Source organism: Microbulbifer sp. THAF38 (genome assembly GCF_009363535.1).
In the GTDB taxonomy this organism is placed as follows: Bacteria; Pseudomonadota; Gammaproteobacteria; order Pseudomonadales; family Cellvibrionaceae; genus Microbulbifer.
The window spans coordinates 2,114,621-2,127,078 of sequence record NZ_CP045369.1 but is presented as its reverse complement, the minus strand read 5'-3'; the positions used below and the strand labels follow the sequence as shown (position 1 = coordinate 2,127,078).

The following is a 12,458-nucleotide window of genomic DNA, read 5'->3' as shown; positions in this document are numbered from 1 at the left end:
TTAGTCTCCTGCCAATCGGACACCGGTAAATTGCCACGCTTGATGTGGATAAAAGAAATTTCTATAACTAATTCTGATATGATCAGATGGGGTTGCGAAAGACCCTCCACGCAAGACCTTCTGGTTGCACATAAACTTACCGTTATATTCACCAACCGCGTCCCTGCGGGCCTTGAAGCCGTGGTATGGCAAATAGGCGCTTGAGGTCCACTCCCACAGGTCACCCAGGAATTGGGTCTGTCCATTTTGCGCAGCCAAAGGCTTCAAATAACGCTTTTCCAGTAAATTGGCACTGGCAAGCTGATTTAGTTGACGAAGGTGGCAGGCAGCCGCCTCCCATTCAAATTCAGTGGGCAATCTTTTACCGGCCCAGGTGGCAAATGCATCTGCTTCATAAAAAGACAGGTGATGCACAGGCTCATAACCATTTATCGGCTGCAAACCGTGTAAAGTATATTGTTGCCAGCCACTATCGGTTTCACGCCAATATAAAGGATGCTTCTGGGCGTGCTTTTCTATCAGCGACCAACCATCAGATAACCAGAGCCGGTGTTGTTGGTAGCCTCCATCTTCGATAAATTCTAGGTATTCAGCATTACTCACTAATCGTGAAGCAATGGAAAAATCGGGCAGAAACTGTTGATGTGCAGGCCCCTCATTATCAAAAAAGAAATCCTCTCCATCACTACCGATGCCATAAAATCCACCGGGAATTTCCAGCCAACGTAACGGTGCTACATTCTCTGCCTCATCTTCGGGGGCGCTATCACTGTAAGCGGGAGCCATTGGATTCATCGAAAGTGCATGCTTGATATCCGTCAGCATTAACTCCTGATGTTGCTGCTCATGATTGAGGCCGAGATCTAACAGTGCACTGATGCTCGAGGTAAAGGGGTGGTCATTTAACAGCTGCTCCATGGCTGAGTCTACAAACTGCCGATAGGCGTAAATACGCTCAACTCCAGGGCGGGATATCAAGCCCCGCTGTGGCCTGGCATAGGGTGTACCCAAGCTGTTGTAATAGGAATTAAAAAGGTGATGAAACTGGGGATCAAAAAGTTGGTATTTGGGCAAATGCTGAGCGAGTATAAAGGTTTCAAAAAACCAACTGGTATGCGCCAGATGCCACTTGGTTGGACTGGCATCGGGCATTGATTGCAGCTGCATATCCTCGACAGATAGAGGCGCAGCAAGACATTCTGTCTCCCCCCGCACCCTTTGATAAGTTGAAAGAACCTGCTGCTGTAACTCTTCCAGAGAAACTTCACCTGCGAATATTGTCATATCAATAATCAACTACGATAGAATTCAGTTCTATTGAAATCATCATACGCAGTTTTAGGTGTATTCCTAAGAGCTTGCAGAATTATAGGATCTAATTCACGCCACTTTATTTCGTAAAGATGGAACCGTGCAAAAAAAAGGGCCGGTAAACCGGCCCACACTCTCGTCATGCTGACATGAATAACGAATTAAAATCGTGCAGTAAAATCTGCACCGTACATCCTCGGCATAAAGCGCCATGCAGGGCTAGCCCCGATCGCAGCGCCGGTACCGCCATAACCACCGGCTATTTCTTCATCAGTTAAGTTCTGCACCCAAAGAGCTACCGAATAGTTATCAGAGTCACTGTTCCAGGCTGCTCGCAAGTTAAATAATTGATAATCATCCACTATGCGGGTTCTATCGGTGATAGAGCCAATCCGTTCATCGGTCCAGTTGTAATCCCCCCGGAATACGAGCTCCCCACCAGAAGCCAAGTCAAAGGTATACTCTGCCATCAGGTTGAATTTGCTCTCAGGGGTGGAAACCCTGGCCTGACCGACCTTGGAGTCCTCCTCGGTTTCGCCAATAGCCGTTATTATCTGGTAGTCCGTGAATTCGGTGTCCAGGTAGGAGTAGTTACCGGCAATAAACAGGCTATCGGTAGCGGCCCACTGCACCTCTATCTCGGCACCAGTACCTTCCGCATCAGCATTTCTTAGGTTGTAGCTGGGGATTGGGTAACCGACCAAGTCCAGCTCCTGTAAGTTTTTGTACTCGTAGGTGTAGACGGATGCATTCAAGCGTACGCGGTTGTCGAACAGATTGCTCTTCAGGCCCACTTCCAGATTGACCACATCTTCCTGATCGAAAGACGACTCAACGCCCGGACCAAAGTTAAGACTGTTAAATCCACCGGCTTTAAAACCATCCGCCAGGGAGATAAAGGTCATCATCTCGTCCGTCCAGCGATAGTCGAGCACGATGCGGCCGGAAATATCACTCCAACTGTCGCTCAACTTGGAATTAAGCTCAGTTTGACCATTGTTGTAGAAGGCAATGCCGAAACGCTCTGAGCCCAAGTCAATTGCTGGTAGCGCTATACTGCCAACCTTATTGCCATCTTCATCTAGGAGATCAACTTCTCCGCCAGACAGTGACAGGGGAATGCTGTTGCCATAGGCGGTTTGGATAGTGAAATCTTTTTTATCGTAGGTGTAGCGAGCACCTACCGTGAGATCCATCTTATCGGTGATACCCCAAGTCATATCACCATAGATCGCTGTGGAGCGATAATCACCGGTGTTGCGCACACTCTCATTCCAGGGCGCATCGGAGGCTATCCAAGGCTGGAAACCCGCCATCATCTGCCCTACAACCTGATCTGCTTTAAGCATGCTGCCTGTGACATAGTCTGGCGCACCCAAGGCAAATAACAGCTCATCCACCTGACCACTTTGCAACATCAGGTCGTAGACAAAAGTCGCACTAGCGGCGCCCTCTAGCCCCATCGACTCAAAATACTGCCGATTAATAACCGCCAGGTCCTCCTGCTCTGTCTGAGTCAGATCTGGATAGAGCGCTTTAACCCCTTCATACACAGCAAAGGATTCAACAGAACCGGTAGTGAAATAGGCGTAAGTCGTATGGTCCAACTCTTCTTGAGAATAAGAGGCCCCCAGAGTCCATTTAACCGTATCGGTAGCACCATTGAGTCGGAATTCTTGCGAGAACTGACTCTGGTCATCGGTATTGGCAGACCCAAACATATGATCTGGATTGGCGGTACCATCTTCATCCTGCTGCAAGTGCGCATCAAATTTTCGATAAGCGGTAATCGAGGTGAAGGTAAAATTATCGAAATCTTTACTCACCGTCAGAGAGGTACCGAAAGAATCCCTATCTTCAATCGTGGGTGTATCGAGAGCGTAGTCCCCAAATACATCGGTCTCCCCTTTCAGACTTGGCACGATGGTTGTGCGCAAAGCACTGCCTTGGTCCATAACACCATAATCAGCACGCCATAGAACCTCGATATCCTCTGCGGGCTCCCATAAAACCGATGCCCGGTAGGTCTGGGTGTCCTGATCTCCTACGGAGAAACCACCCGCCAAGTTATCTGCAAAAGGATCGCGGCGGTTAGTGGATGCAGAGAAACGGGCATATAAAGTATCGGTCAGCTGGCGATTGAAAAGCAGATCGGATGATTGGCGCCCGTAGTTACCAGCGGTGAGGTTGAGCTCAACCGAATTATCTGCCTGAGGCTTGGTTGTAATAATATGAATGGCCCCGCCAGTGGCATTGCGCCCAAACAGCGTACCCTGTGGACCTTTTAGAACCTCTACCCTTTCGATATCTGTCAGGGGGATTTCGGCACCGGCACCGCGGCCGGTGTAAACGCCGTCCACATAGACAGCAACAGCCGGGTCAGATCCCACAGTCCAATCGTTGGTTTGAATACCGCGGATACTATAGGTTGGCTGCAAGGCGGTATCGTTATGCATCTCTACGCCTGGCGTATATCGCCCCAGGTCCGTCAGATTTTTGACACCGGACTCTTTTATATTGTCCCCGGTAAACGCAGAAATCGCGATGGGTACTTCCTGCAGGTTTTCCGCGCGCTTCTGCGCTGTCACCACGACCTCCTCGATTTCCGCGGCTTGAACGCCAGCACTCACAGCGGTGAGGAAAGCTATAGCCCCAGAGAGGATGGAGAGTTTAAATTGACGGTTTTTTACGGTGCTACCAACATCGTGCATCATCGCGTCCTCGCATTTATTGTTATACAGCGTGATGTTCTGGTTTATTATTTTTGTTATTCCACGCCATCTTACGATTGCGTTTTTGGATTTAAAACCCCGATATGACCTTTTTCTTTTGACTGGTCAGTATTGTGAAGGATTGCGCGAAAAGACAGGTTATTAGGCGTAAATAGCTTGTTATTACCGTCACCAAAAGTTACTAACGTGTGTTCTCTAGTAACTTGTTTATTTAACGTGATAAAAGCGATCCGATTTAACCGACATTAATTAAAGTAACCGCTGAACGGAAAAAGCTTATGGTGCGCCCGTCTTATTTAAGTTCATCTTATTTAAAAAGCCGCGCAATGTATTTACTCATTGCAACTATGGTGCTCATTATTGTCCTCCTTCTTGCAGCCTGGGCTTGGTGGAGACAGAGCCTACCTCTACTCGAAGGTAGTATCGTCACTGGGCAACTGTCCGAACCCGCGCTCATACATCGGGATCAACAGGGTGTGGTAATGATCCAGTCCAGTGACCGCAATAGCTCCGCCTTTGCCTTAGGCTTTTTACATGCCCAGGAGCGCTTCTTCCAAATGGACCTATTGCGACGAAGCTCCGCGGGAGAGCTATCTGAACTGGTAGGCCCGGCAGCACTGAAAAAAGATAAAAAGGTGCGCAGGCATCAGTTTCGCAAGCGGGCCGAAAGGAATATTGAGGCAATGCCCGAGACGCAGCGCCAACTACTCGATCACTATGTACGCGGAGTAAACTTCGGACTGCTACATCTTGGCAGCAAGCCCTGGGAATATTTTCTTTTAGGGCAGGACCCCAGGCCCTGGAGCGCCGCCGACAGTCTGCTGACGACCTTTAGCATGTACTTAACACTGCAAAGTGAAGAGGGAAAATTCGAAAGGCGCGACACCGCTCTCGCCGATCTCTTACCGCAAGACCTTTACACATTCTACTTTCCTGCCGGAGGTATCTGGGATGCTCCGCTAATTGGCGAGGAGGAGCCTATTAGTACTATCCCAGAAACGCCAATTTCTTCATTGCTGGATAAAAACGATCCTATTGCCTACCAGACCATGGAAAGCGATGACAAAGTTTACGGCAGTAACAATTGGGTAGTTGGCGGGGCCTTAACTGAGCACGGTGGCGCCATCCTCGCTAATGACATGCATCTGGGGCTGAATGTACCCAATATCTGGTTTCGCGTAGGCTGGAATATTCCCGGGACTAACAGGACTATTCGCGGAGTTACCCTACCAGGAGGTCCGATCGTGGTGGCCGGAAGCAACGGCGCTATTGCCTGGGGCTTTACCAATACCGGGGCAGATTGGGGTGATCTTATTCCCCTGGAATTGAACTCAGATGCCACCCAATACCTGACCCCAGATGGCTGGCGGGATATCACTCTCGAAGAGGAAATTATCAAAGTAAAAAGTGCCCCCGATGAAGCACTCATAGTGAAGAAAACCATTTGGGGGCCTGTTATCGGGAAAGACCACCGTGGAACCCCTCTCGCCTATCGCTGGGTTGCTCACGATATCCCCGCTGGCAATATGAATTTATTGCAGATGGAATCTATCACTACCACCAGTGAAGCATTAATCCTTGGTCCGGCAATCGGCATACCTCATCAGAACCTTCTTGTAGGCGATCAGAAAGGCAACATTGGCTGGACAATCGCCGGGCCTATCCCCAAGCGGTTTGGCTTTGATGGCAGCCGCTCGGTAAGCTGGGCCGAGGGTAAAACCTACTGGGATGGCTATCTCACCACAGAGGAACAACCGCGAATTTATAACCCTGCCAATCATCGCCTGTGGAGTGCTAATGCCCGAACCATAGATGGAAATTGGCTGAAAATCATGGGCGATCACGGCTATGCCCTCGGAGCCCGCCAGCAGCAAATACGCGATAACCTACTCGCCCGCCAGCAGTTTGATGAACAATCTCTGTTGGATATTCAGCTGGATGACCGCGCCATTTTTCTGCAGCGCTGGCAGCAACACCTGACCGAATTCCTGCGAGGCCGGGAAGGTTACAGCGAGACTTATCAATTAGTACAGAACTGGGGAGGACGCGCCAGCCCCGACTCGGTTGGGTACCGTATTGTTCGCAATTACCGCCTTAAGTTTATGGAGTTGTGCACCGCCCCTATTCTTACTTTTATGCGCAAATCCCAGCCCAACTTTTCTTTCGGTCAATTAAAGCGTCAATTCGAATACCCGATCTGGACTCTCACACAAGAAGAACCTCAACACCTGCTCAACCCCGATTTTGAATCCTGGACAGCACTTAAATTAGCCGCACTTGATCAAGTTCTGGAGAAAATGTCGGCAGACGGACTCCCCCTGTTACAACAAACCTGGGGCGAACAAAACACGGCTTCTATCCGGCACCCACTAGCGAGAGCCATATCAGCCATAGATTGGTTTACCGCAATGCCCGAGGACCAACTGGCAGGGGATACCCATATGCCCCGCTTTCAATCCCCAACTCACGGTGCCTCAGAACGAATGGTTGTCTCACCTGGGCGGGAGGAGCACGGTATTTTCCATATGGCGACAGGGCAAAGCAGCCACCCGCTTTCCCCATTTTTTGGTAAAGGCCATGCCGACTGGGTAGAAGGAAATCCCTCCCCTTTAAAAGAGGGAGAAAGCCGCTACCTGCTCAAACTGCAATAACGAAAACTGCAATAACGAAAAATGCCCAGCCTAGAAACTCTGGCTTGGATGCCTTAACGGCCAGTACCTTTCCAACTCACACTGCGGCACAAACTCGTGCCGCTTTAGCGCATAGGCAGAGTTGCTGGATTAACAATAGAAAAAATCAGGTGGTCTCATCCAAAATTGCGAAGGATAAAAAAGCGGTAAAAAAGGTTAGACCAAGCACTAATGGTAAAACCGGAAAGCACAACATGATCAGGGAAACCCCGGTCCACAACCAGCGCACCAGATCCTTCTTTTGCCGATATTCATAGCTGTAGCGGCGGGTATCACAATCCAGCGGGCCAAACTGCGGAAGCTCTGGCTGTTGTGGGAGAAAGAATCGCACAAAATTGGTGCAATAAAAGCGAATCATCGCCAGCAGCATGGCACTCACACCTGACGGAAAGACCTTTTCAGTATAGTTTCTGTCAGGGTAGATTCAGTGCCGACGCAAGAAGTCATTGGCCGATTTGAAACTGTAGGCACTAGCCTGGCTGATACCAGCTCAGTTTTTCATGCAAGCTGACGACACCGCCGATAATGGTGAGCGTAGGCGCCCGTACGGCTTTTTCATGTGCCAGTGTGGGTAATGTACTCAGGTCACCGACGATCACTCTTTGTGCCTGGGTAGTGCCCTTTTCAATTAGCGCCGCAGGAGTGCTTACCGGCAGACCATGATGAACAAGCTCTGCACAAATTTTTTCCAGTCCCGTTAATCCCATGTAAAAAACCAATGTCTGGCTGCCAGAGGCCAGTTCTTTCCATGGCAGGTCGAGACTTCCCTCCTTGAGGTGACCGGTAATAAATCGCACGGATTGTGCATGATCTCGATGGGTCAATGGAATACCCGCATAACTGGCACATCCAGCCGCAGCAGTTATTCCCGGTACCACCTGAAAAGGTATCGAAGCATCAGCCAGCTTGTCGATTTCCTCTCCTCCGCGTCCAAAAATAAAGGGGTCACCACCTTTCAAACGCAGTACTTTCTTACCCTGCTTAGCCAAATCGACCAATAGCTGATTGATGTCGTCTTGCGGTACGGCATGAAACGCCTTTCTTTTACCGACATAAATACGTTCGGCATCTCTGCGCACCAGATCCAAAACCTCAGGGGAAACCAGTCGGTCGTAGAGCACTACGTCAGCTTGCTGCATTAAGCGCAGCGCACGAAAGGTCAATAAGTCTGGATCTCCCGGCCCACCGCCAACCAGATAGACCTCCCCTGGCGGATTGGGACTCCCCTGCCAATCTTGCAAAGCGCTCAAAAATTCCTTCTCTGCATCCGTCAGCTGACCCGCCTCCACCCGGCGGGCAACAGGACCGGCAAAGACCCACTCCCAGAAATTCTTACGACGGGCTTCCGGTAGTGCATCTTTTACGTGAGAACGCATTCGTGAGGCAAAATCCACCAGTGATGCAATCCCCGGCGAAAGTAGTGCCTCCAGCTGGGCTCGAATACGGCGGGCCAGAACTGGAGCTGCCCCACCACTACTGATTCCGATAGAGAGATCGCCGCGTTCAACAATCGCCGGAAAGGTAAAAGTACAAAGTTCCGGAGCATCTACAGCATTCACTGGCAAGCGGCGCTTCTGCGCATCCCTGGATACACAGCCATTGACCTCAGGAATATTTGTGGCAGCGATGACCAACTCGGCCAGATCCAAATACTCAGCAGAATAGATTTCCCGATACCACTGTCCTTTGGAATCAACCACTATCTGTTGTAACTCTTCAGTGATATTCGGGGATACCACCCATATTTGAGCCCCCGCCTTGTGCAACAGACGAGCCTTACGTGTGGCTATGGAGCCACCTCCAACGATCAGGCTGGGGCGATCTTTTATATCGAATGCAAGCGGGAGATAACGCACGGATTAATCCATCAAACAAGCCGATGAGCAGTATTCTACTCAGCAAAGAAAAAAGGGCGAACACAATGTTCGCCCTTTTAAATCACCGCATTTAGACAGCGGAGATAACCTCTTGGCCACGCATATAGGGGCGCAGCGCTTCGGGCACCTCGATACTGCCATCCTCGCGCTGGTAGTTTTCCAGCACCGCGATCAAGGTGCGCCCCACTGCCAAACCGGAGCCGTTTAGTGTGTGCAACAACTCGGGCTTGCCGGTTTCCGGGTTGCGCCAGCGCGCCTTCATACGGCGTGCCTGGAAATCACCAACCAGGGAGCAAGAAGAGATTTCACGGTACTTATCCTGGGAGGGAATCCAGACTTCGATATCGTAAGTCTTACGCGCAGCGAATCCGATATCACCACCACACAACACTACAGTGCGATAAGGCAGGTTCAGCTTTTGCAGGATCGCCTCAGCATTTTTGGTAAGGGTCTCCAACGCCTCTTCGGACTGATCCGGGCGCGCGGCCCATACCAGTTCTACTTTTTCAAACTGGTGTTGGCGAATCATGCCACGGGTGTCGCGGCCGTGTGAACCGGCCTCGGAGCGGAAGCAGGTTGTGTGCGCTACCAGTTTGTGCGGCAGCGAATCGCTGTCCTCAACAATGTGATCGCGATACATATTGGTCAGCGGCACTTCCGCGGTAGGAATCATGTAAAAGCCGCGCTCATCGGTGAGCTTGAACAAGTCTTCCTCAAACTTTGGCAACTGAGAGGTTCCGTACAGGGAGTCACTGTTGACGATCACCGGTACATTGGTCTCTTTGTAGCCATGCTCTTCAACGTGCGTGTCGAGCATAAATTGGGCAAGGGCGCGATGCAGGCGCGCCACCTCACCGGACATCACGGCAAAGCGCGACCCAGTGAGTTTTACCGCCATTTCGAAATCGAGACCACCGAGCTGAGAGCCCAGATCCACATGGTCTTTGACCTCAAAATCAAAAGTACGCGGCTGCCCCCAGCGACGCACCTCCACGTTATCATCTTCACTCTCGCCTTCAGGGACAGAAGCATCTGGTAGGTTGGGAATCGCGGAGAGAATCGAATCCAACTCTTCCTGTAACTCAGACAACGCCTGCTTAGCATTTTGCAGCTCGCCCCCGAGGGACTCGACTTCTTTGAGCAGAGGAGCAATATCTTCTCCGGCAGCCTTGGCCCGCCCGATATTTTTCGATTTGCTATTGCGCTCGTTTTGCAAACTCTCGGTGCGCACCTGCAGCTCTTTACGGCGCTCCTCGAGGGCTTCCAGTTTGGCAGTATCCAGTTCCACACCGCGCTTTTTCAAGGCTGCGGCCACTTGGTCCATATCCGTGCGAATCAGTTTGGGATCGAGCATCGTTTCCAGTTCGCCTGTAATCAGGCTCCTACAACAAAATTAAAGTAAATATTGGTTAAAAATAACGCGTCGCCAAGGCGACTGCGGCTCCTGTGGCCGCCAGGCAGCAAATGAGACTGCCGACGATATAGCCTAGAGCCATCAAAGGCTGGCCATTGTGCCACAGTATCAGGCTCTCTAGGGAGAAAGTGGAAAAGGTAGTCAGTGCACCGAACATTCCTGTCATGATCAACAGGCGCCACTCCTCCCCAAGCATTGCCCTGTGAGTGATCAATATGTAGGCAATACCGATAAGGAATGATCCAAGCACATTCACGATTAATGTGCCGAGTGGGAATTTCCCGTTGAATACCGGGTAGGTCCAGACAGTAATCTGGTGGCGAAGCATTGCCCCCAAGGCACCACCTATGGCGATGGCGAGCCACTGCATAGATTTTTCCTTCTAATCCTTTCGTCTTTCTCTAATAGCTAGCGCTAAGGTTTGTTTTTATAGCGCTGCTCAGCACTTTCACTGTTAAGACGTCGCAGCACCTGCAACTTTTCAGAAATCTTTAGCTCCAGCCCACGGGGTACAGGCTGGTAATACTGCCTGTCTGCAACCTCTTCGGGGAAGTAGTTCTCTCCCGCCGCGAAAGCATCGGGCTCGTCGTGGGCATAGCGGTACTCGGCACCGTGAGACAGACTCTTCGCCAACTTAGTGGGGGCATTGCGTAAATGAACGGGCACTTCGTAACTGGGTTCCCGGCGTACATCGGCCACTGCGCGTTTATAAGCACTGTAAACCGCGTTACTTTTCGCTGCGACTGCAAGATAAGTAATTGCCTGCGCAATAGCCAGCTCCCCCTCCGGGCTACCGAGACGCTCCTGGACATCCCGGGCATTCAGAGCCAACTGCAGCGCGCGTGGATCGGCATTACCAATATCTTCACTGGCCATACGCACCACCCGGCGGGCAACATACAAAGGATCGCAGCCGCCATCGAGCATGCGCACAAACCAGTAGAGTGCTGCATCGGGATCTGAGCCCCGCACAGATTTATGCATGGCAGAAATCTGGTCGTAAAAATAATCACCGCCCTTGTCGAATCGGCGCACATCGGCGCTGAGCACTTCGCTGAGTACGTCTTCATCGACCACAAGCCTACCGCCCTCTTCCCTGGCCAGGTCGCAGGCGACTTCGAGCAAGTTTAAGGCGCTGCGTGCATCCCCATCGGCCGCGCGGGCAATCTTGCCCAAAACATTTTCTGGCACATGGACACTTCGCTCGCGCAGTTGATCATCCGCCTGCAGCGCATACTGCAGCAGCCCGAGCAAGTCTTCTTCGGGAATACTGCGCAGTAGATAAACCCGACAGCGGGATAGGAGCGCATTGTTCAACTCAAAGGCCGGGTTTTCAGTAGTGGCACCAACAAAAGTCACGGTGCCCTCTTCCACATAGGGAAGAAAAGCATCCTGCTGCGCTTTATTGAAACGGTGTACTTCGTCGACAAAAAGAATGGTGTTACGGCCTGACTGCATTCGCCGTTGTTCGGCTTCAGCAACTGCCTGCCGAATATCCTTCACTCCCGCCAACACTGCAGACAGAGTGGCGAAGTGCGCATCACACTCTGCCGCTAACAGTCGGGCAAATGTGGTCTTGCCGACGCCCGGTGGCCCCCACAAAATCATCGAGTGCAACTGGCCACGCTCAACCGCTTCCCGCAGAGGTTTTCCCTTGCCCAATAAATGTGATTGGCCCACATAGTAGGCCAGGGAATCGGGCCGCATTCTCGCGGCCAGTGGTTGGTGCGTCGGCGGAGTTTGAAACAGATCACTCATCTTTGATTATGTCTGTACCGGCGGGTGGCTTGAAATTAAAGAGGGACTCAGAAAGTTTCGGGTTTGCTTTCATGCTGTTGAAAACAATCTCCGTTGTCTGCCCCATGCTATCGCGTACTTTCATAGAGGATGGCAGACCATCTTTAGCAAAACGGATTTCCATCGATTTAAACGGCGCCTTTGGATTTTTTGGCGCCAGCTGGTAAACGCCCTCTTTTAAGGTCACATCGAAAGATTCGCGAATATCCTCCACCTTGCCGCCGAGTAACAGCGCCGGGGTTTCTTTCATACGCTCATCCACCGGACGAATGGTGACCTGTTCAAGATCCGGATCATAGAGCCACAGAGTTTTATTATTGGTCACCAATAGTTGGGCATAAGGCTCGCCCGTTTTCCAGCGTAACTTGCCCGGCCTTTGCACAGAAAAGTTACCATTGCTTTTTTGCGAAACCTTGCCGCGCTCATCAATCAAAGTCTGCTTAAAATTTCCAGACAGAGAAGACAGCGGCTGCAGTAGTTTGCCGAGATCTTCGGTAGCGTCGGCCCAGGCTGCACTGGTCACAACCGTCAATGCCACCAGCAAGTTGCGTAGAATATTCTTCATCATTGATTTCCAGTGTGTTGATTTCCCTAAAGATTAGCCAGCGGGAAGTGAACCGTAGCTTAACTGCGATTG

Annotated in this window: 9 protein-coding genes; 1 reads left to right on the top strand and 8 read right to left on the bottom strand. The window is 51.0% G+C overall.

The window, feature by feature from the left end; translation table 11 throughout:
- A complete protein-coding gene (gene egtB, locus FIU95_RS09090) occupies positions 1 to 1,284 on the bottom strand; it encodes an ergothioneine biosynthesis protein EgtB (RefSeq protein WP_152453478.1) in 1,284 nt (427 codons plus the stop codon).
- Between the two features lie 188 nt (positions 1,285 to 1,472).
- Positions 1,473 to 4,025: a TonB-dependent receptor gene (locus FIU95_RS09085; RefSeq protein ID WP_152453476.1), complete on the bottom strand. Its 2,553-nt coding sequence runs from the start codon at positions 4,023 to 4,025 to the stop codon at positions 1,473 to 1,475.
- A 344-nt stretch (positions 4,026 to 4,369) separates the two neighbouring features.
- Here FIU95_RS09085 and FIU95_RS09080 point away from each other — a divergent pair, with 344 nt between their 5' ends.
- Entirely contained in the window at positions 4,370 to 6,694 is a 2,325-nt protein-coding gene (locus FIU95_RS09080) for a penicillin acylase family protein (protein ID WP_253868999.1), read from the top strand.
- Positions 6,695 to 6,839: 145 nt separating this feature from the next.
- On the opposite strand, the gene FIU95_RS09075 is transcribed toward FIU95_RS09080, so the two are convergent.
- The 6 genes from FIU95_RS09075 to lolA all read right to left on the bottom strand — a co-directional run bounded on the left by FIU95_RS09075 (position 6,840) and on the right by lolA (position 12,389).
- The gene (locus tag FIU95_RS09075) at positions 6,840 to 7,103 is read right to left on the bottom strand and encodes a hypothetical protein (RefSeq protein ID WP_152453472.1); all 264 of its coding nucleotides are present in this window, start codon (positions 7,101 to 7,103) and stop codon (positions 6,840 to 6,842) included.
- 100 nt (positions 7,104 to 7,203) lie between these two features.
- The gene (gene cysG / locus FIU95_RS09070) at positions 7,204 to 8,589 is read right to left on the bottom strand and encodes a siroheme synthase CysG (protein ID WP_152453470.1); all 1,386 of its coding nucleotides are present in this window, start codon (positions 8,587 to 8,589) and stop codon (positions 7,204 to 7,206) included.
- Between the two features lie 91 nt (positions 8,590 to 8,680).
- Positions 8,681 to 9,964: a serine--tRNA ligase gene (serS, locus tag FIU95_RS09065; protein WP_152453468.1), complete on the bottom strand. Its 1,284-nt coding sequence runs from the start codon at positions 9,962 to 9,964 to the stop codon at positions 8,681 to 8,683.
- Between the two features lie 55 nt (positions 9,965 to 10,019).
- Entirely contained in the window at positions 10,020 to 10,394 is a 375-nt protein-coding gene (crcB, locus tag FIU95_RS09060; protein WP_152453466.1) for a fluoride efflux transporter CrcB, read from the bottom strand.
- Positions 10,395 to 10,438: 44 nt separating this feature from the next.
- Complete coding sequence (locus tag FIU95_RS09055) at positions 10,439 to 11,782, bottom strand: replication-associated recombination protein A (RefSeq protein WP_152453464.1); 1,344 nt, start codon at positions 11,780 to 11,782, stop codon at positions 10,439 to 10,441.
- Complete coding sequence (lolA, locus tag FIU95_RS09050) at positions 11,775 to 12,389, bottom strand: outer membrane lipoprotein chaperone LolA (RefSeq protein ID WP_253868996.1); 615 nt, start codon at positions 12,387 to 12,389, stop codon at positions 11,775 to 11,777. The genes FIU95_RS09055 and lolA overlap by 8 nt, the downstream gene beginning before the upstream one ends.
- Positions 12,390 to 12,458: the final 69 nt, after the last annotated feature.